Origin of the sequence: Fusobacterium sp. SYSU M8D902, assembly GCF_040199715.1 — a bacterium.
In the GTDB taxonomy this organism is placed as follows: Bacteria; Fusobacteriota; Fusobacteriia; order Fusobacteriales; family Fusobacteriaceae; genus Fusobacterium_A.
Genome location: NZ_JBEFNA010000002.1, coordinates 72689 through 92156, shown reverse-complemented (window position 1 = coordinate 92156; position 19468 = coordinate 72689). Strand labels below are relative to the sequence as shown.

Genomic DNA, 19468 nt, shown 5'->3' with positions numbered 1-19468 from the left:
ATCATACTCAGGCCTATTTTTTTTAAAAGGGGAGATGTTGTATGAAAAAAATTATTGATCTATCACATATTTATGATGAGAAGTTAACAAAATATGATAATGAAGATGTTGCATTATTTAGACAGACTAAATTCTATGAGGCACACGGTTATAAGGAAACTAATATAAATATAGATACTCATGTTGGAACTCATATGGATGCACCTTCTCATATATTTTCTGGCTATAAAAATGTAGATGAGTTAGAGATTGAAAATTTTGTAGGAAAGGCTCTCATAATTAGAGTGAAAAATGAGGGAGAGATGGGAGAAGATATATTAAAAAATTATGAAAAAGAGCTATCTAACATAGATTTTATAGTTTTTAATACTGGTTGGGATAGATATTGGGGAGAAAAGAGGTACTACGAACACCCATATTTAAGTTTAAACTTAGCTAAAAAAATAAGTGAGTATTCAAATATAAAAGCTGTGGGGATAGATACTTTCAGTGTAGATAAGTATGGAGATCCATTTCTTGAGGTACATAAAACTCTACTTAGATCAAATAAGATATATATAATGGAGAATTTATGTAATATAGATCAAATTTCTAAAGAGATAGTAGAGATAATCTGTTTACCATTGAAGATAAAAGGGATAGATGGTGGACCTGTGAGAGTTATAGCTATAGAAGAGTAGAGAGAATAATTAATAAAAACTGCACCGAATCTTAGATATTAAGATAAGGTGCAGTTTTATTAATATTTTTTTAAAATAGCAATATTACTAGAAATATTTCCGTTAAACTCTCCTAAAATAATCCATTGTTCATCTTCATAATAACAAAAGTTATCAATATTAAGTTCTTGATAAAAACAAGTATAAATTTTATTATTTATGATATTTGGAGAATTAATATAACTAAATTTCAATAAATTTAGATTAAGTTGTAATTTTATAATTTTATTTCTTTTTATCTCTTCAAATAAGCTATTTCTAAATTCCTCTAAAGATTCGTATTTCTGATTAATATTAATTATTAGCTTATATTTTTTAACAAGATCTCTAATTTTATTTTTAAATTTATTTTTAGCATAGTTGTATTTTATTGACTTGATCAAGTAAGAATCAAAATCATCTTTATAGTGTTTGATAGCATATTCAATATTAAGAGTAATATCTTCAAAATTATAAATAGAGGAGTATTTATAAAATAATTTTTTTATTAGAGGAATATTATTTGAATATTTAATAATCTTCTTTAATAAAATTTCACTAGCCTCAATATTGATTATAGAGAGTTCAATGCTTGTAACCTTACTATTTTTAGCGATATTTTTTTTGATTTTTTTATAATCAATTTCAAAAGAAGTTATATTTTTTATCTCATTTATAGTTGGTAGAATGATCTTTTTTTCAAGATCATAAAATCTTTCATAGCTATCTTCAATGTTAAAAAGCTCTTTTAATTCATCTAAATTAATAACAAGATGTTTACTAGCTTTAAGTAATATATAAATTTTTTGAACAGAAGGATTAGAAAAACTAAGGAGAGTTCTTAGTTGTAATTTTTTTGAAAGATCTTCTTTTTCTAAGATTATGTTAAAAAAAGTATCACTTAAAGTAATGCTATATGTAGTACCAATTTTTGAAAAAGAGAGTATAGGAGATATTCCTAAAAATGAGTATTGATCATTTGAACGAATATTATATTTTAAATAGATTTTTTTCATAAAAAATTTATTTAAAAATTCATCAAAACTCTCTCCATGAGCAAGTTTAAGTAAGTTTAATATTTCTTCTTGTGAAAATGTAAAAGTGTTTTGTTTTAATAAAAGAATATTTTTAATAAGATATTGTTTAAAAAGATGATCGTTTTTAGAAAATTTTTTATAATATGATAACTCTAAGTCTAAATTGTGATTATTTTTTAAAAAAATTTTATCCATTTTAAAAGTTCCCCCTTGATATAATAGACGACAATATTATTTAAAAAAAACGTTAATTGTAAAAGAAAAGCGTCTGTCTCTTTATTATATTATAAAAATAGAGAAAAGAAAATATAAAAATAGACGACAATATTAAAAAGTTTGACACGTTATATAAAAGATGATAGACTTGAAACAAGAATAAAAGAACAGAAATAATAGAAAAATAACTGAAATAAAACACTAGGAGGGTAAATATGAAGTTTTTAATGGCTACACATGGAAATTTTGCAAAAGGAATAAAAGAATCCATTGAGCTTGTTTTAGGAAAATTTCAAAATTTAAATGAATTAAGTTGTTATACAAATAAGGAATTCGATTTAGAAAAAGAGATAGAGAAAATTATAAATGGAGTTAATGGAGAAGAGTTAATAGTAGTTACAGATATTTATGGTGGAAGTGTGAATAATGGATTCTTACAGAAGTTAGAAAATCACAAGAATATACATGTTGTTTCAGGATTAAATTTACCTTTAATGATTGAGTTGTTGAGTGAACAAGATGGTTATACAACAGCTAGAGAGTTAATTATGAAATCTTTAGAAAATATAAAAAATGAAATAAAATACTGTAATTTAGAAATAGATAAAATGGTGGAAGATGAAGAGTTTTAATTTTTAATACTTTATAATTAAATTAAGGAGGACACACATGATAGTTTTAACAAGGGTAGACCATAGATTATTACATGGACAGGTAGCTTTTTCATGGACAAATAATATAGGAGCAGATTGTATTTTAATTGCTAATGATGACGTGGTAAATAATGAGTTGAGAAAAACTACTATGAAGTTAGCAAAACCTCAAGGAGTAAAATTAGTAATAAAGAGTATAAAAGACTCTATTGAAGCTTTAAAATCAGGTGTAACAGATAAATATAAATTATTTATAGTAGTAGAGTCAGTTAAAGATGCTTACTTATTGGCTAACGAAGTAGAAGAGATAAAACAAATAAACTTAGGTGGAACTAAAGCTGCTGATGGGACTAGAAATATATCTAAAGCAGTAAATCTTTTTCCAGAAGATGAAACAATGTTGAATCAGTTAAAAAATAAAAATATAGAGATAGAAATTCGTCAGGTTCCAACAGATAGCAAAATAATTTTTTAAAAAATAAAAAGGGGGAATACAAAATGATAACAGCATTTTTATTGGGGTTAATTGCTTTTGTTTCTCAATGTGAGTATGCATTAGGAACAAGTTTAATTTGTAGACCAATAGTTACAGGTTTATTAACTGGAATTGTAATGGGAGATATTAAAGCAGGAGTTATAATGGGAGCTACATTAGAATTGGCTTTCATTGGATCGTTTTCAGTTGGAGGTTCTTTACCACCAGATGTAATAACAGGAGGAATATTAGCAATAGCTTTTTCAATAGCTTCAAAATCTGGAGTTGAAACAGTTTTATTGTTAGCCTTACCAATTGCAACATTCACACTGATAATGAAAAATTTGTACAATGGAATTATAATACCAATGTTGTTGCATAAAGCTGATGACTATGCAAGTGAAGGAAATTGTAAAGGAATTGAGAGAATGCATCTTTTATCTGGATTCGGGTTATCTCTATTATTAGGAGTGATCACTTTTGTTGCCTTTTATTTAGGAGGGGATGTAATTACTAACTTATTAAAAATGATACCTACTTTTGTTCAAAGAGGATTAGAAGTGGCAACAGGAATAATCCCTGCACTAGGATTTGCAATGTTAGCAAGATTACTTTTAAATAAAGAGTTAGTTGTTTATCTATTCTTAGGATTTTTTATAGCTGCATATACAGGAATACCATTAACAGGAATAGCTATATTTGGTGCCATATTAGCTATAATTTTAGTAAATGTTTCATCTAATGGAGTTGGAGTTCGTGAAACTGTTTCAAATACTCAAGGAGGTGAATTAGAAGATGAAGACTTCTAATAAAATAACAGATAAAGATTTGAATAGAGTTTTTTTAAGATCATTTAGTATGGAATTCAGTTGGAACTATGAGAGACAGATGAGTTTGGCATATGTATATGCAATGATTCCAGCACTAAAAAAATTATATGCTGATAACAGAGAGGGATTAATAAAAGCATTAAAAAGACATTTGGAATTTTTTAATATGACTCCTCATATTGTAACTTTAATGTTAGGAATTTCTATAGCTATGGAAAAAGAAAATTCAGAGTCGGATAGTTTTGATGAGAATTCTATAAATAATATAAAAACAGCTTTAATGGGTCCTCTTTCAGGAATAGGAGATTCATTCTTCTGGGGAACTTTAAGATTGATTGCAACAGGAATAGGAACATCACTAGCACTAAAAGGAAATATATTAGGACCAATAATATTTTTACTAATATTTAACATTCCACATATTATTATTCGTTATATTTTTACAAAGATGGGGTATAGATTAGGGACTGAGTTTTTAAGTAGATTAGAGAAAACAGGAACAATGAAAAAAGTTACTTATGGAGCTTCAATCTTAGGACTTATTGTAATTGGGGCAATGACCTCTCAAATGGTAAGTTTAACAACACCATTAGCAATTGGTCAAGGGGAAGGTGCAGTAGTAGTTCAGAATATATTAAATGATATTATGCCAGGAATATTACCATTAGCTACTTTTGGTGCAGTATATTATTTATTAGGGAAAAATGTAAAACCATTAACAATTTTATTAGGAATGGCTATATTTGGAATCTTAGGATCTTTTATAGGAATATTCTAGAAGGAAATAGTTATGGCAGAAGTAAAAGAAACTATGTTAACAAATATCTATAGAGAAAAAGAAATTTTAGAAAAAATATTTAATGAATTTAAAGAAAAAAATAAAGATCTATTATTTTCTTTAAAAGAAAAACAGTTAAAAAATATTTTGATATTGGCAACGGGTTCATCAATGAATGCAGCATTAACAATAAAATATACATTAGAAGAAAATTTAAAGACAGTTGTTTTTATTGAAGAACCGTTTAATTATACTAACTATGGAATGATTGATAATGAATTTGATTTAATAATTGGAATTTCACAGAGTGGAAGAAGTGCTTCTACTATAAAAGCTTTAGAAAAGATTAAATCTAAAACTAAAGCAGAGACATTGGTTATAACGTCAAATTTAAGTAGTCCTATAGTAGAGTATAGTGATTATATATTAGAATTGAATATGGAAATAGAAAATGTAGGATTTGTAACAAAAGGATTTACAGCTACAGTGTTAAATATAATACTATTCTCCTTATATTTAGGAAAAATGAAAGAGTTGGTTTCAGTAGAGAAGTTTAATAATAATATTTTTCAAATAAAAAAAATAATAGAAAAAATTCCAAAAATCATTTTAAAAACAGAGAATTATTTTGAAACTAATAAACTTTTATTAGAAAAAGGAGAAAGATTTATATGTATAGGTTATGGACCTAGTACAGGAATTGCTAAAGAATTTGAAACTAAATTTACAGAAACGGTTAGATATCCTTCACAGGGATTTGAGTTAGAATCGTATATGCATGGACCATATTTAGAAGCAAATAAAAAACACTATATATTTTATTTGAATTCGAAAGGGATATTTTCTCAAAGATTACTATTACTAAAACAATATATGGAAAAATATGTAGGTTTTTCTTCTGTAATTGGATTTGCAAAAGAAGATTTTAAAAATATAAATTTTGAATTGAATGAAGAGATAGACGAGAATCTATTAGTAATTTTATTAGTAATTCCAATTCAAATATTGAGCTATAGAATTGCGAATTTAAAAGGGATAAATTTAGAAGTTAGAATTTTTGATGATTTTGATAAAGTATTAAAAAGCAAAATAAATTAAAATTTAAAATAAACAGCAAACAGGAGGAAAAAAATGTCTAAATATTCAGAAATGTTAAAATTCAACGAACAAGAGTACAGAACAAGTGCAGATTTAATCAGAGAGGCTCGTCTAATAGCAGAGGCAGCTGCAGATGAAATTTCTAAAAAAGGATATAAAAACATATTTTTTACAGCAGTAGGTGGAAGTTTAGCTCCAATGTTAGCAATGGGAGAAATAGCAAAACAATTAACTGATATTCCTGTATTTGTAGAACAAGCAGCAGAGTTATTAGTAAGAGGACATAAATCATTATGTAAAGATTCAGTAATTATAACACTTTCTAAGTCAGGGGATACTAAAGAGACTGTAGCAATAGCAAAATGGTGTCAAGAAAATGGAATGGATGTAGTTTGTTGTACTAAAAATCCAGAATCACCACTTGCAAAGGCTTCAAAATATGTTATTCCAATGAGACATGAAAATGGAGTAGAATACGAATACATGTTACTATATTGGTTATTCTTAAGATTATTAAAAAATAGTGGTGACTTTAAAGATTATGATGAGTTTGCAGATCAATTAATGAAACTTCCAGAAAACTTATTAGAAGCAAAATATAAATTTGATCCAGTAGCAAAAGAAGCAGCTAAAAATTATTATAAAGAACCATATATGATATGGGTTGGAGATGGAGAAACATGGGGAGAAACTTATCTATTCTCAATGTGTTTATTGGAAGAGATGCAATGGTTAAGAACAAAATCTGTAACTAGTTCAGAGTTCTTCCATGGAACATTAGAATTAGTAGAAGATGATGTGTGTGTATTCTTAGTAAAAGGTTCAGGAAAATGTAGAGTATTAGACGATAGAGCAGAGAGATTTTTAAAAGAGCATACTAAAAAATTAACTGTAATTGATACTATGGACTTTACTCTTGAAGGAATAGATGAGAAATATCGTTGGATAATAGCACCTACAATAGCTTCAACAGTATTAGTAGATCGTTTAGCATTCCACTTTGAAGATAACACAAAACATAGTTTAGATATAAGACGTTATTATAGACAATTTGATTATTAATAAATAATTAAAAATAGTAAAAAAGAGTTTTCAAGATATACTTGAAAACTCCTTTTTTATTAGTGATACAAACTTAAAAATATCACTTCATTCTCATTCTGATTTTTCTACTTATAGTATCTATACTACCAATCATTAAACCTATAACAAGTATCATCATTCCTACATTTTCCCAATTTCTCCAAATTATATTCATATTCAAAAGAGTACCTATTCCACCAGCACCAATAATTCCTAAAATTGTAGAATTTCTTATATTGGACTCTAGTCTATAAAGAGCTACTCCTATAAATGAAGGGAATGTCTCTTTTAAAAGAGCATAACAATAAACACTTACATTTGTAGCACCTGTAGATTTAATACTATCTTCAATATTAGGGTTGACGTTTTCTATGATTTCACTGTATATTTTAGTCATACTACCTGTAGTATAGACAATAAGTGCCATAGCTCCAGCAAATTTACCTGGTCCCAATCCTCTAAAAAAGATGATCGCTACAATCATAGGAGGAAATGTTCTAAGGATATTTGAAAAGATCTTAAAGAAAATAGATGTTATCTTACTCTTAGAACTATTACAAGCTGTGAAATAGCTTAAAATTAAGCAGAGTATACTTGATATGATTGTAGCAAATAGAGCTATATACAAACTTTCAAATATACCACTCATCATTTTTGGAATGTATAGAAAATTAGGATGTAACATCCTTATAAAGATGTTTTTTCCCTGTATAATACCGATTATTAATCTTTGAAAACTTATTGAAAAATAATCGTTAATTGTTTTTAAAAAGATATACACAATAAAAAAAAGAACAATTTTTTTTAAAATTTTTACAATTTTAAAAGTTGTCAAAGTTTTTATTTGGAATAACTTTATTTTTATATCTCTTCTCATACATAGACTTAAAAAATCTATAATAAATATTATAAAAAACAGTATAAATATGATTGTGGCAAGAATATTGTATTTTAAATGGTTTAAATGTGTCCACATAAGTTGTCCTATTCCACCAGCACCAACAAATCCAAGTATAGTTGCACTTCTGATATTACTCTCTAAGATTAAGAAAAAAATAGCTATAACATGTTTACTTATATTTGGAATTACAGAGTAATACATTATTTGGATTTTGTTAGCACCAACAGCCTCTATGGAGTTTAGCTCATTTTCTTTTATCTCCTCAATTCTCTCTCTTAAAAGTTTTTGAGATATTAAGAAACCAATGATAGTTAAAGCTATCGTTCCAGAAAACTTTCCTATACTGAAGATACTAACAAGAACTGCTGCCCAAATAAGGCTCGGAATAGTCCTTATTATCGAAAAAAACTTATTTAACAGAGAAGCTAGTAATCTAGAGGGAGCTATATTTTCAGCTGTCACAAAGATAAAGGGAATGGAGAAAAAAAGTCCCAAACTAGATCCCAAAATACTCATCTCTATTGTTTCTAGTAAAGCTGTCATCAATGTTTCATTGTATGTTAGATCAGGATGAATCATTCTAAATAGTAGGTTCATCATATCTGGAATACCTTTTATAAAGATAAATATATTTGTATCAATAAGATAAGCTAAGATGAGAATGCTTATGGATATTATCAAAAAATATTTTAAATTCTCTTTTCTTTTAGACTTCATATATGCTTCTAAGGATATCATCAGTTATTTCACTCCTTTTATTGTCAAAAACTATCTTTCCTTTTTTCAAAGCAATTATTCTATCTGCATACTTTAGAGCAATATTTACATCATGTATATTTATGATAACTGTTATCCCTTGCTCCTCATTTATCTTTTTAAAATACTCTATAATAATTTTTGAACTGTTTATATCAAGACTCGCTACTGGCTCATCTGCTAAAATTAAATTGGGTTCTTGTACTAAAACTTTTGCAATAGCTACTCTTTGTTTTTGTCCACCAGAGAGTTCACTACCTCTTACAAAAGATTTCTCCAAAAGTCCAACTTTTTCAAGAGCTTTTTGAGCTTTCTCATACTCCTCTTTAGAAAAAATTCCTAATAAAGATTTTAAGGAAGACTTGTAACCAAGCCTTCCTGTCAATACATTCTCTATTACAGATAACCTGTCGATTAAATTATAATCTTGAAATATAAATCCAATCTTTCTTCTCATTAATCTCAAATCTTTAGAGGAAAGATCTGTCATCTCTTTATTATCCAATTTTATACTTCCACTTTTAGGTTTTACTAAAAGATTAATTGATTTCATCAAAGAAGATTTTCCACTACCAGAAGAACCTATTACAGCAATAAACTCTCCAGATTTAACTTTTAAATTAACACTATCTACAGCTCTAACCTCTTTGTATTCTATAACTAAATTTTTTATTTCAAGCATTTAATCTCCTATTTTCTTAAATCAATATTCATCAACTCTGCAGTTGTTCTTATTCCTTCGTAATCACTATCTTGAGCCTCTTCAAATCCATATAGGCTGAATAGTTCTATTGTTAATTTTTTTCCATCTTCTCCATTAAGCCCTTTTAGAAGCCCCTCTTTAATCTTCTCTTTTAATTCAGGAGTCATATCTCCTCTCACTGTAACACTTATATATGGAATGTTGTCTGAATAACATAGAACCTCAGTTTGTTCCATTATTCCATCAAACTCTTTTTGATATTTTTCTCTAGCACCTTCATATACAGCAATAGCATCTACATCTTTATTTAATAATAGTTGTAAAGATTTATCATGCCCACCACTATATACAACCTGAATATCTTTTTCTAAATCTATTCCATTTTTCTTTAAAAATGCACCTGGATAAAGGTATCCAGAAGATGATGAAGGATCTACAAAAGCTACTTTTTTACCTTTCAAATCCTCTACACTTTTTATTCCACTATCTTTATTTACAAAGAACTCAGAACGATAAAAAGATTGTCCCTTTTTATTCTTAGCTTTTAAAATTACTTGAGCATTACTTTCTTTGTTAGCCAACACATATGCAAATGGTGGAATAATTCCAAAATCTATCTTTGAAGCACTGATTCCTTCAACTATTCCCACATAGTTTGTAGCTGTGACTATCTCTACTTTTTTACCTATTGCCTTACTTAAAACATCAGCAAGTGGAGCTGTTGATTCAATAAGTTTATCACCATCTATAAGAGGAACAAAACCCAATTTTAGAGTTTTAGGATCCTTCTTATCACCACACCCTGTAAAAGCAAATAAAATTGCAACCAAAAAAACCAAAAAGACACTTAATCTTTTCCACATAATAACTTAACCCCCTACTAAAATTTTTTATTAAACTTAACTATACGGATCAATGTTAACCACATATAGTTTTACAAAATGCCAGAAATTACATAATTTCCGACAATTTAAGTATAATCCAATTTCTATATTTTTTCAAGGGGTATTCAAAATAATTTATATAAAAAAGGAGCCTTAAAAGCTCCTTGTAATTTTAAAATTTATCTATAACATGAGAAAAACCATCAAAGAATATTCTAAATCCAATTGACATTATAAATATCTGCATCACTTTCGATAGAATATATAGAACTAATTTTCCTAAAATTCTCTCAAGTAAACTACCTATCATCAAGATTAAAAATATAAGTATGAAGGCAATAAGTATAGAAAGACTGTTAGAAACTAGTCCATGTTCAGCACGTCCAATTAGAGCAGTAGTCAAACTTCCAGGACCAACCATCATAGGAAAAGCCATTGGAATGATAGCTTGTTTAATTTGTTCTTCAGCAGATAAAGATTTTTCAGATGCTCTTCTTCTTGGTGGAAAGATTAAACTCTTGATAGCCATAAGAATTAGGATAAGACCACCAGCCATTTTTAACTCATTCATATTGATTCTGTAAAAATTGATCATCAGAAATTCTCCGACCAAACTGAATATCCAAGTTATAAAAAAACCAGTAAGAGCAATCAATTTAAATAGTTTTGCCCTTGTCTCCCTCTCCATTCCTTCAGTCATTCCTATAAAAAGTGGAACATTACCAAAAGGATTTAAAACAGCTATTAATGTTAATGCATTTATAAATATTGTATTAATACCCATAAAAAAATTTCCCTCCATTTTTCAAACTTCATTAATTATATTTCTTTTTGTAAAATGTGTCAATTGATAAATAGTGTATTTAAAATTAAATTTTATATAGAAAAAAAGAAAATTATATCTTTCATAAATGTTACACAATTTTCTTTAATATACTAGAGATTAACTTAAAATATCAAAGAAATATTATAGAAGAGTTTTAAAAATAGATAAAAATAGTGTATAATATACAATGAAAAGAGATAGTAGTAAAAGGGGTGAGTTTGTTGTTAGATAAAATAGTTATAAAAGGTGCAAGAGAGCATAATTTAAAAAATATAGATATAGAGATACCTAAAAATAAATTTGTGGTAATTACAGGAGTGAGCGGGAGTGGAAAATCTTCACTTGCCTTTGATACAATCTACTCAGAGGGACAGAGAAGATATGTTGAGAGTCTTTCAGCTTATGCTAGACAATTTATAGGTCAGATGACAAAGCCAGATGTAGATAGTATAGAGGGGTTAGCTCCAGCAATCTCCATTGAACAGAAAACAACAAATAGAAATCCACGTTCGACAGTTGGAACTATAACAGAAGTATATGACTATATGAGATTGTTATTTACTCATATTGGTACTGCTCACTGTCCAATTTGTAATAAGCCAGTTGAGAAACAGAGTATAGAGGAGATAGTAGAAGGAGCTATTGAGAGATTTGAGGAGAGGGATAAGGTAATAATTTTATCTCCAGTTGTAAAGGATAAAAAGGGAACTCACAAAAACCTTTTCCTAAACCTATTAAAAAAAGGGTTTGTAAGAGCAAGAGTTGATGGAGAGATACTATATTTAGAGGACGAGATAACTTTAGATAAAAATAAAAAACATAGTATAGAGGTGGTAGTAGATAGAATTGTACTGAAAAAAGAGGATAAAGAGTTCATTAGCAGATTTACTCAAGGAGTAGAGAGTGCAACAGAACTTTCTGGTGGAAAGGTGATATTAAATATTAATGGTGAGGATTTTTCATATAGTGAAAACTATGCTTGTCCTGATCATGAAGAGGTAAGTATACCAGATCTAACACCGAGATTATTCTCTTTTAATGCTCCATTTGGTGCTTGTCCTGAATGTAAAGGAATAGGGAAAAAATTAGAGGTTGATGAGAACAAATTGATAGAGAATGAGGAACTATCTATTCTTGATGGAGGAATATATATTCCAGGAGCGTCTACAAGAAAGGGATATAGTTGGGAGATTTTTAAATCTATGGCAAAAGCTTTTAAAATAGATTTAACAATACCTGTAAAAGATATGAAAAAGAGAGATTTAGATATAGTCTTTTATGGTGCAGAGGAGAAGTTTAGATTTGATTATGAGGGGGAAGATTTTCAATTCCATGGATATAAGGAGTATGAGGGTGCTGTAAAAAATCTAGAGAGAAGATATTATGAGACTTTTTCAGAATCAATGAAAGAGGAGATTGAGAATAAATACATGATTGAAAGAGTCTGTAAAGTATGTAATGGCAAGAGATTAAAACCAGAGGTTTTAGCAGTGACTGTCAATGAAAAAAATATAATGGAACTGTGTGAGATGAGTATTAAAGATGCTTTGAATTTTTTCAATCAGATAGTTCTCACTTCAAAGCAGGAAAAAATAGCAAAAGAGATATTGAAGGAGATTAGAGAAAGATTATCTTTTATGATAAATGTAGGACTGGATTATCTCAGTTTGGGAAGAGAGACTAAAACTTTATCTGGAGGAGAATCTCAAAGAATAAGATTGGCTACTCAAATTGGTTCGGGACTTACAGGGGTACTGTATGTATTGGATGAGCCAAGTATAGGACTTCATCAAAAGGACAATGATAAGTTATTAGCTACTTTGAAGAGATTAAAGGATTTAGGAAATACATTGATAGTAGTAGAACATGATGAAGATACTATGTTACAAGCTGATGAAATAGTGGATATAGGACCAGGAGCGGGGGAGTATGGTGGTGAAATAGTGGCTCACGGAACTCCAAAAGAGGTGATGAAAAATAAAGACTCTCTTACAGGAAGATATCTAAAAGGGGAGTTAAGAATAGATGTGCCTAAGAGTAGACGTAGTTGGGAAAAATCTTTAAAGATATATGGAGCTAAGGGAAATAACTTAAAAGATATAGATTTAGAGATACCTTTAGAAGTTATGACTGTAGTAACAGGAGTGAGTGGGAGTGGAAAATCAACTTTGATAAACCATACTCTTTTTCCAGCACTTTTTAATAGATTGAATAAAGGAAAACTATATCCATTGGAGTATTCAAAGATACAGGGAATTGAAAGTTTAGAAAAAGTTATAAATATAGATCAAAGCCCAATTGGAAGGACACCCCGTTCTAATCCAGCTACTTATACCAAGATTTTTGATGATATAAGAAGTATATTTGCAGAAACAAAGGACGCTAAGGCTCATGGATTTTCAAAGGGAAGATTCTCATTCAATGTAAAAGGTGGAAGGTGTGAAGCTTGTCAAGGAGCGGGGATAATAAAGATAGAGATGAACTTTTTACCTGATGTATATGTAGAGTGTGAAGTTTGTAAAGGAAAAAGATATAATAAAGAGACTTTAGATGTATTCTACAAAGGAAAAACAATTTCAGATGTTTTAAATATGAGCGTATTAGAGGCTTATGAATTTTTTAAAACGATACCAAGTTTGGAGAGAAAATTGAAAGTCTTAATAGATGTAGGTTTGGACTACATAAAACTTGGACAACCTGCTACAACCCTTTCAGGAGGAGAGGCACAGAGAATAAAATTGGCAACAGAGTTGTCAAAAATGACCAAGGGAAAAACTATCTATATTTTGGACGAACCAACTACAGGATTACATTTTGAAGATATAAGAAAGTTGCTTGAAGTACTGAATAGATTGGTAGAGAAGGGAAACAGTGTAGTGATAATTGAGCATAATTTAGATGTGATAAAGAGTGCTGACTATATAGTGGATATAGGTCCAGATGGTGGAGATAGAGGAGGTACAATAGTAGCTTGTGGAACTCCAGAAGAGATAGCTAAGGTAAAGAAAAGTTATACAGGAAAATATATAGACAAAATATTAAAAAATGAGAAAATAATACCTGTTACTAAGAGAAGAGGAAGGAAAAAACTTGAGTTATTAGAGGTAGCAGAGGATGAGATAAAATTAGATTAAAAGAAGGAGAGCTTAGATGTTTGAATACTTAAAAGGAAGAGTGGAGTACAAAAAACCAGAGTACTTAGCCTTAGATGTAAATGGTGTAGGTTATAAGGTAAATATATCTTTAAGAGTGTATGAAAAGATAAAGACAGGAGAGGTAGTTAGGTTATATATCTATAACTATATAAAAGAGGATGCCTTTAAATTAATTGGATTTTTAGAGGAGAGAGAGAGAAATCTTTTTGAGATGTTGCTGGGAGTAAAGGGTGTTGGAGTTTCACTAGCACTCTCTATTATGTCAACATTTGATTCAGATATGTTGAGAAAGATAGTTGGGGATAATGACTATGCTACATTGAAAAGAGTTCCAAAATTGGGAGAGAAGAAGGCTCAACAGGTAATATTGGATCTAAAAGGAAAATTGAAAGCTATTGGAAATCTATTTACTCAAGATGAGGATATTTTAGGAAGTTTTGCAATAGAAGATGAACTGTATGAAGCATTAGAATCATTGGGATATAGCCAAAAAGAGATAAACTCTTTAGTGACAAAAGAGGAGTTAAGAAGTTTTACATCAATTGAGGAAGCTATAAAAATGGTGTTGAAAAAAGTGAAGTATTAGAGGTTATAAGGAGGAAAAATGGAGTACAAAGAGCTGTTTGAATCTGGAATGAGCTATGATCTTTTTATGAGTATTGCAACTGATAAAGAGAGAGATGAGATTTTGAAAATAAGTGAAAATATCACTATATGTGAGGAATTTACAGAGAAGATAAGAGATTTAGAGCAAGGGTATAATTTCCTATTGAGTGCAGAGTCGTGGTGTCCATATGTAAGAGCTACTCTTCCTGTTTTAATCAAGATAACAGAGATAAATCCTAAAATAAAGCTCACAATTATAACTGAGGGAAGAGGATTTAGATACTTGAGAGAAAAATTAAAAATATCTGAAGAGCTGTATGTAGTACCAACTCTTGCTATTTTAGATGAAGATTTTCAGTTTGTAGCAAGATATGTAGGAAGACCAGCAAAGTATAGAAATATAGGTTTTGAAAATGTGAGTGAAGAGTATTTTGCTGGAAAGAGATCAGATGATATAATAGAGGAGATACTAAAAAAATTAAAAATAAAATAAGTTGGGGGAAAAGATGTTAAAGAGAGTTTTGCAAATATCAGTATTACTACTCACTCTTTTTGGGAGTTTGAGACTTTATTACAACAAAGAAGTGGGAAAAGTAATAGATAACTACAATGGTGTGAATATATATTTTAATAATATTCCATTTACAAGTAAGGGAGATAGCTTTGGAGCTGATGGATACTATTATGGTAAAAAATATCAGGGAGTTGAGTTTGTGAAAAGGTACTATGATCACCAATTTCAACACAGATTCTCTACTGATATTGAAAAAGGAAGAGATTTTTATGACTTCAATATTAAAGATGGGGAGATAAATGGGGTTTTAGAATTAATTCAATATAGTAATCCAAGTGTATATTCAGTAAAAGAGGGGGATATCTTGGTATTCAAACCTTCATTACTGAAACCAAATGGCGGAGTGGCAATAGTTTCAAAGGTTGGTAATAATGAGTTGGAATTGGTACAACAAAACTGTTGGAAAAAGAGTAGAGATATAATTTCACTAGAAAATAGAGAGAATAAATGGTATATTACTGATGAGGGTGTAATAGGAAGATTGAGTAAAAATAATTAATTTATATAAGTATTAAGGAGAGATGAAGGATGAAAAAATTTTTAATTGGTGCAATTTTAGCTATGGGATCAGTATTAGCTTATGGTGAGACTATTGCAATAATCGGTGCAATGGACGAGGAGATAAGTCTTTTAAAACCAGAGATAAAAGATATGAAAGAGAAAACAATAGGGAAAATAACTTTCTATCAAGGAAAATTGGAAAATAAAGATGTAGTTCTATTGAAAACAGGAGTGGGAAAAGTGAATGCTGCTGTAGGAGCTAATACTGTAATTAGAGAGTTTGGAGCAGAGAAAATAATATTTACAGGAGTGGCTGGAGCAATTAATAGAAAGCTAAATGTAGCAGATGTAGTTATATCAAAAGATCTAGTGCAGCATGATGTAGATTTAAGTGCTTTCGATAGACCATTGGGATTGATACCAGGAGAGGAGAGTGCTGAATTTAAAGCTAATTCTGAACTTATTGATTTGGCTACAAAATCAGCTATAAAAGTTTTAGGAAAAGATAAGGTACATTTAGGAAGAATAGCCACAGGAGATCAATTTATAGCTGACAAGAAAAAAGTGGAATTTTTAGGTGAGTATTTTAAAGCAGATGCTGTTGAGATGGAGGGAGCATCAGTTGCTCAAGTGGCACAGATATATGGAGTTCCATTTGTAGTGTTGAGAGCTCTATCAGATAAAGCTGATGGAGGAGCAGAGATGGTATATGATGAGTTTGTACAAGTAGCTGCTAACAACTCTGCAAAAATTGTAAAAGAGATGTTAAAAAATATAAAATAAGCTATCTGAATTTCCCTATATTGAGAAGCTAGGAGGATAAAATGAAGTATGTAGATCACAAGGTAATAAAAACAGCAATAGGAACTTTTATCTCTATATATCTAGCAGATATATTTGGAATACAGTTTGGAGCAACAGCAGGAATAGTTACAATAATAAGTATACAGGCTACCAAAAAAGAGTCTTTTGTTATAGCTTTTGAGAGGTTTTTAGCCTCTCTGATTGGGTTGTTTATAGCAGTGATATCCTTTCAAATATTTGGATATTCTCCCCTAACTTTTGGGCTATTCATATTAATTTTTATGCCGTTGTGTCTAAAATTTAAGTTGTTTCAAGGTTTTTTATGCACAGTTGTTTTAGCAACACATATTTTAAGTTTAAAAGAGGTTTCCTTTCCAATAGTGATGAATGAAGTTTATATACTTTTTCTTGGAATAGGTGTTGCCTTAATACTGAATATGTATATGCCAAATATGGGGAAAGAACTAGAAATAAAAAAAAAAAATATTGATATTCTAATGAAAACACTAATAAATTATTTTGGAGATGTCCTTATTACAGGTTCAGTTTTCATAGATGAAGATAAGGTTTTTAAAGAGTTAAAAAAAGAGTTAGATGAGGCTAGAGAGATAGCTTTTCAAGAGTATAATAATGATCTATTTGATAGTTCAAGACAGAATATAGATTTTGTTCAAATGAAGAGAAATCAATATAAAATTTTACTGAGAATGAGAAAACATTTTTATAGATTTTATTTGAGTAGTGCACACACTCCAATAATCTCAGAGTTTGCAGGAAAAGTATCAGATGCTATCGGTGTAGATCAACTCTATCAAGGGGTATTGGTAGAGTTAGAGAGAATAAGAGAGGTATTTAAAAAGATGCCACTTCCACAGAGTAGAGTTGAGTTTGAGAGCAGAGCAACACTTTTTCAATTTTTAAATGATATTGAGGAGTTCTTGGAGATGAAAAAAGACTATATGGAGAAGTGGAGAGATAGCAAAAGATAAAATAACAGAAGAGAGAAGAGGAGTAAGATGATAGAATTCTTTATTGCTAAAAAACATATAATAGAGAGAAAGAAGCAAAGTTTGATATCTGTAATAGGAATAACTATTGGGGTAATAGTTCTTATGGTGTCTATAGGGATAGCCAATGGCTTGGATAAAAATATGATAGATAGTATTCTCTCTGTAACAAGTCATGTAGTAGTAGCTAACAGTGGCAAGATCAAAGATTATAAAGAGGTAAAAGATCAGATAGAAAAGATAGAAGGAGTAAAGGGAGCTGTTCCTAGTATAGCTACTCAAGGTATATTCAAATATAATGGACTTTTTGGTGGATATGTATCTGGAGTTAAGATTGAAGGGTATGATCTAGAGAGTGCTAAAAAGGCTATGGATTTGGATAAGAAGATAGTCTTAGGGAGTATAGATCCAGATAAGATAAATGGGATTCTTATAGGAAAGGAGCTGTTTGGTTCTATTGGGGCTAGTATAGGTGATGAGGTAACAATAATCTCATCTGAGAATAAAGAGATAAAATTTAAGATTCAAGGTATATTTCAAAGTGGTTATTATGATTATGATGTAAATATGGTAATCTTACCTCTAAAGGCTGTACAATATTTAATGTATGGAGAGGATGTCGTTTCTAAAATAGATGTAACTTTAGATGATCCATATAGAGCTCGTCCAATTTCAATAGAAATTACTGATAAAACAGGAATATTTTCAAGAACTTGGGGAGATATGAACCGAAATCTTCTTTCAGCTCTCTCACTTGAAAAAACAGTTATGATAATGGTTTTTTCATTGATTGTTGTTATAGCTGGATTTGTGGTATGGGTAACTCTTAATATGCTGGTGAGAGAAAAGATTAAAGATATAGGAATAATGAGAGCTATGGGATTTTCCAAGCAAAATATAATGAAGGTTTTTTTAATTCAGGGTATGGTATTGGGAGGAGTAGGTATTTTTATAGGGACTACACTATCTCTACTATTTCTTTGGTACATAAAAAATAATAGTTTGGATTTCATCACTTCAATATATTATCTGACAAAAATCCCAGTGGAGATAACTTTAAATGAGATTTTAATAATAATAGGAGCTAATTTTTTAATAATATTTATATCGAGTATATTCCCTGCATATAGGGCAGCAAAAATGGAGACAATGGAGGCTTTAAAGTATGAGTAGAGAGATCTTAAGACTTGAAAATATAGAGAAAAAATATAGTAGTAACAGTGAGGAACTACATATAATTAGAAACTTAAATTTTGTAGTGGAAGAGGGAGAGTTCATCTCTATATTGGGACGTTCAGGTTCTGGTAAATCAACACTATTAAATGTAATTGGACTACTAGATAAGATAGATAGTGGGAAGATATTTATAGATGGGAAAGAGGTAGAAGCACTATCTGAAACAGAGAAAGATAGTTTGAAAAATCAGGGAATAGGTTTTGTTTTTCAATTTCACTATCTATTACCTGAGTTTACAGCTTTAGAAAATGTTATGTTACCTGCTCTATTAAATAATTTTGATAAAAAAGAGGAGATAGAGAAAAAAGCTTTGAGTCTACTAAAAAAAGTGGGAATGGAGGAGAGAAAATCTCATAAACCCTCTCAACTATCAGGAGGAGAAAAACAGAGAGTGGCAATAGCTAGAGCCTTAATAAACTCTCCAAAGATCTTATTGGCAGATGAGCCAACAGGAAATCTGGATGAAGAGACAAGTGAGATGATATTTAAAATATTGAAAGATATAAATAAAAATGAGAAACAAACTATTATTGTAGTAACTCACTCTAAGGATTTGGCAGATATCTCAGATAAGCAAGTTTATTTGAAAAAAGGTGTCTTAGTAGAAAATTTATAAAAATTTTAATAAAAAAAAGGAAATCGAGAGT

At 29.5% G+C, this 19468-nt stretch carries 20 protein-coding genes; 15 read left to right on the top strand and 5 right to left on the bottom strand.

Annotation, left to right across the window (positions count from 1 at the left end):
* The first annotated feature begins 41 nt into the window (after positions 1–41).
* Entirely contained in the window at positions 42–680 is a 639-nt protein-coding gene (locus tag ABNK64_RS01775) for a cyclase family protein (RefSeq protein WP_349763290.1), read from the top strand.
* A 59-nt stretch (positions 681–739) separates the two neighbouring features.
* On the opposite strand, the gene ABNK64_RS01770 is transcribed toward ABNK64_RS01775, so the two are convergent.
* Positions 740–1930 carry a replication initiation protein gene (locus tag ABNK64_RS01770; protein WP_349763289.1) on the bottom strand — a complete coding sequence of 397 codons (1191 nt, stop codon included), beginning with the start codon at positions 1928–1930 and terminating at the stop codon, positions 740–742.
* Positions 1931–2166: 236 nt separating this feature from the next.
* On the opposite strand from ABNK64_RS01770, the gene ABNK64_RS01765 reads away from it, so the two are divergent.
* From ABNK64_RS01765 to ABNK64_RS01740, 6 genes are read left to right on the top strand one after another with little or no spacing between them, the layout of a single operon-like run.
* A complete protein-coding gene (locus ABNK64_RS01765) occupies positions 2167–2583 on the top strand; it encodes a PTS sugar transporter subunit IIA (protein ID WP_349763288.1) in 417 nt (138 codons plus the stop codon).
* 37 nt (positions 2584–2620) lie between these two features.
* The gene (locus ABNK64_RS01760) at positions 2621–3079 is read left to right on the top strand and encodes a PTS sugar transporter subunit IIB (RefSeq protein WP_291258706.1); all 459 of its coding nucleotides are present in this window, start codon (positions 2621–2623) and stop codon (positions 3077–3079) included.
* A gap of 23 nt (positions 3080–3102) precedes the next feature.
* Entirely contained in the window at positions 3103–3888 is a 786-nt protein-coding gene (locus ABNK64_RS01755; RefSeq protein ID WP_291255853.1) for a PTS mannose/fructose/sorbose/N-acetylgalactosamine transporter subunit IIC, read from the top strand.
* Positions 3875–4687 (top strand): PTS system mannose/fructose/sorbose family transporter subunit IID, encoded by an 813-nt coding sequence (locus ABNK64_RS01750; protein WP_349763287.1) that lies wholly within the window; start codon positions 3875–3877, stop codon positions 4685–4687. The genes ABNK64_RS01755 and ABNK64_RS01750 overlap by 14 nt, the downstream gene beginning before the upstream one ends.
* Positions 4688–4699: 12 nt before the next feature.
* Positions 4700–5785 carry an SIS domain-containing protein gene (locus ABNK64_RS01745; RefSeq protein WP_349763286.1) on the top strand — a complete coding sequence of 362 codons (1086 nt, stop codon included), beginning with the start codon at positions 4700–4702 and terminating at the stop codon, positions 5783–5785.
* A 33-nt stretch (positions 5786–5818) separates the two neighbouring features.
* Positions 5819–6847, top strand: a complete 1029-nt coding sequence (locus ABNK64_RS01740) for an SIS domain-containing protein (protein ID WP_349763285.1) — start codon at positions 5819–5821, stop codon at positions 6845–6847.
* An 82-nt stretch (positions 6848–6929) separates the two neighbouring features.
* Here the strand turns inward: ABNK64_RS01740 and phnE are convergent, their stop codons facing one another.
* From phnE to ABNK64_RS01720, 4 genes are all read right to left on the bottom strand, one after another.
* Positions 6930–8507, bottom strand: coding sequence for a phosphonate ABC transporter, permease protein PhnE (phnE, locus tag ABNK64_RS01735; RefSeq protein ID WP_349763284.1), 1578 nt, complete (start codon positions 8505–8507; stop codon positions 6930–6932).
* Positions 8476–9207, bottom strand: a complete 732-nt coding sequence (phnC, locus tag ABNK64_RS01730; RefSeq protein ID WP_349763283.1) for a phosphonate ABC transporter ATP-binding protein — start codon at positions 9205–9207, stop codon at positions 8476–8478. Before phnC ends, phnE begins: the two co-directional genes overlap by 32 nt.
* A gap of 8 nt (positions 9208–9215) precedes the next feature.
* Positions 9216–10091 (bottom strand): phosphate/phosphite/phosphonate ABC transporter substrate-binding protein, encoded by an 876-nt coding sequence (locus ABNK64_RS01725; RefSeq protein ID WP_349763282.1) that lies wholly within the window; start codon positions 10089–10091, stop codon positions 9216–9218.
* 193 nt (positions 10092–10284) lie between these two features.
* Positions 10285–10896 carry a MarC family protein gene (locus tag ABNK64_RS01720; RefSeq protein WP_291255862.1) on the bottom strand — a complete coding sequence of 204 codons (612 nt, stop codon included), beginning with the start codon at positions 10894–10896 and terminating at the stop codon, positions 10285–10287.
* A gap of 263 nt (positions 10897–11159) precedes the next feature.
* Here ABNK64_RS01720 and uvrA point away from each other — a divergent pair, with 263 nt between their 5' ends.
* The 8 genes from uvrA to ABNK64_RS01680 all read left to right on the top strand — a co-directional run bounded on the left by uvrA (position 11160) and on the right by ABNK64_RS01680 (position 19437).
* Positions 11160–14072 (top strand): excinuclease ABC subunit UvrA, encoded by a 2913-nt coding sequence (gene uvrA, locus ABNK64_RS01715; RefSeq protein WP_349763281.1) that lies wholly within the window; start codon positions 11160–11162, stop codon positions 14070–14072.
* A 16-nt stretch (positions 14073–14088) separates the two neighbouring features.
* Positions 14089–14679 carry a Holliday junction branch migration protein RuvA gene (gene ruvA / locus ABNK64_RS01710; RefSeq protein WP_291255864.1) on the top strand — a complete coding sequence of 197 codons (591 nt, stop codon included), beginning with the start codon at positions 14089–14091 and terminating at the stop codon, positions 14677–14679.
* Between the two features lie 18 nt (positions 14680–14697).
* Positions 14698–15192 carry a thioredoxin family protein gene (locus ABNK64_RS01705; protein ID WP_349763280.1) on the top strand — a complete coding sequence of 165 codons (495 nt, stop codon included), beginning with the start codon at positions 14698–14700 and terminating at the stop codon, positions 15190–15192.
* Positions 15193–15205: 13 nt separating this feature from the next.
* Positions 15206–15772, top strand: coding sequence for a CHAP domain-containing protein (locus ABNK64_RS01700; RefSeq protein ID WP_349763279.1), 567 nt, complete (start codon positions 15206–15208; stop codon positions 15770–15772).
* A gap of 62 nt (positions 15773–15834) precedes the next feature.
* On the top strand, positions 15835–16557 hold the full coding sequence (locus ABNK64_RS01695) for a 5'-methylthioadenosine/adenosylhomocysteine nucleosidase (protein ID WP_349763364.1): 723 nt from the start codon (positions 15835–15837) through the stop codon (positions 16555–16557).
* Positions 16558–16598: 41 nt separating this feature from the next.
* Positions 16599–17567: an aromatic acid exporter family protein gene (locus ABNK64_RS01690; protein WP_349763278.1), complete on the top strand. Its 969-nt coding sequence runs from the start codon at positions 16599–16601 to the stop codon at positions 17565–17567.
* A 27-nt stretch (positions 17568–17594) separates the two neighbouring features.
* Positions 17595–18758, top strand: coding sequence for an ABC transporter permease (locus tag ABNK64_RS01685; protein ID WP_349763277.1), 1164 nt, complete (start codon positions 17595–17597; stop codon positions 18756–18758).
* Positions 18751–19437, top strand: coding sequence for an ABC transporter ATP-binding protein (locus tag ABNK64_RS01680; protein WP_291255869.1), 687 nt, complete (start codon positions 18751–18753; stop codon positions 19435–19437). The genes ABNK64_RS01685 and ABNK64_RS01680 overlap by 8 nt, the downstream gene beginning before the upstream one ends.
* Positions 19438–19468 lie beyond the last annotated feature (31 nt).

What these genes read in the sequence shown, in the direction of transcription:
- ABNK64_RS01775 (WP_349763290.1), top strand. Translation starts at nt 42, where the DNA reads ATGAAAAAAATTATTGATCTATCACATATTTATGATGAGAAGTTAACA.
- ABNK64_RS01770 (WP_349763289.1), bottom strand. Translation starts at nt 1,930, where the DNA reads ATGGATAAAATTTTTTTAAAAAATAATCACAATTTAGACTTAGAGTTA.
- ABNK64_RS01765 (WP_349763288.1), top strand. Translation starts at nt 2,167, where the DNA reads ATGAAGTTTTTAATGGCTACACATGGAAATTTTGCAAAAGGAATAAAA.
- ABNK64_RS01760 (WP_291258706.1), top strand. Translation starts at nt 2,621, where the DNA reads ATGATAGTTTTAACAAGGGTAGACCATAGATTATTACATGGACAGGTA.
- ABNK64_RS01755 (WP_291255853.1), top strand. Translation starts at nt 3,103, where the DNA reads ATGATAACAGCATTTTTATTGGGGTTAATTGCTTTTGTTTCTCAATGT.
- ABNK64_RS01750 (WP_349763287.1), top strand. Translation starts at nt 3,875, where the DNA reads ATGAAGACTTCTAATAAAATAACAGATAAAGATTTGAATAGAGTTTTT.
- ABNK64_RS01745 (WP_349763286.1), top strand. Translation starts at nt 4,700, where the DNA reads ATGGCAGAAGTAAAAGAAACTATGTTAACAAATATCTATAGAGAAAAA.
- ABNK64_RS01740 (WP_349763285.1), top strand. Translation starts at nt 5,819, where the DNA reads ATGTCTAAATATTCAGAAATGTTAAAATTCAACGAACAAGAGTACAGA.
- phnE (WP_349763284.1), bottom strand. Translation starts at nt 8,507, where the DNA reads ATGATATCCTTAGAAGCATATATGAAGTCTAAAAGAAAAGAGAATTTA.
- phnC (WP_349763283.1), bottom strand. Translation starts at nt 9,207, where the DNA reads ATGCTTGAAATAAAAAATTTAGTTATAGAATACAAAGAGGTTAGAGCT.
- ABNK64_RS01725 (WP_349763282.1), bottom strand. Translation starts at nt 10,091, where the DNA reads ATGTGGAAAAGATTAAGTGTCTTTTTGGTTTTTTTGGTTGCAATTTTA.
- ABNK64_RS01720 (WP_291255862.1), bottom strand. Translation starts at nt 10,896, where the DNA reads ATGGGTATTAATACAATATTTATAAATGCATTAACATTAATAGCTGTT.
- ruvA (WP_291255864.1), top strand. Translation starts at nt 14,089, where the DNA reads ATGTTTGAATACTTAAAAGGAAGAGTGGAGTACAAAAAACCAGAGTAC.
- ABNK64_RS01705 (WP_349763280.1), top strand. Translation starts at nt 14,698, where the DNA reads ATGGAGTACAAAGAGCTGTTTGAATCTGGAATGAGCTATGATCTTTTT.
- ABNK64_RS01700 (WP_349763279.1), top strand. Translation starts at nt 15,206, where the DNA reads ATGTTAAAGAGAGTTTTGCAAATATCAGTATTACTACTCACTCTTTTT.
- ABNK64_RS01695 (WP_349763364.1), top strand. Translation starts at nt 15,835, where the DNA reads ATGGGATCAGTATTAGCTTATGGTGAGACTATTGCAATAATCGGTGCA.
- ABNK64_RS01690 (WP_349763278.1), top strand. Translation starts at nt 16,599, where the DNA reads ATGAAGTATGTAGATCACAAGGTAATAAAAACAGCAATAGGAACTTTT.
- ABNK64_RS01685 (WP_349763277.1), top strand. Translation starts at nt 17,595, where the DNA reads ATGATAGAATTCTTTATTGCTAAAAAACATATAATAGAGAGAAAGAAG.
- ABNK64_RS01680 (WP_291255869.1), top strand. Translation starts at nt 18,751, where the DNA reads ATGAGTAGAGAGATCTTAAGACTTGAAAATATAGAGAAAAAATATAGT.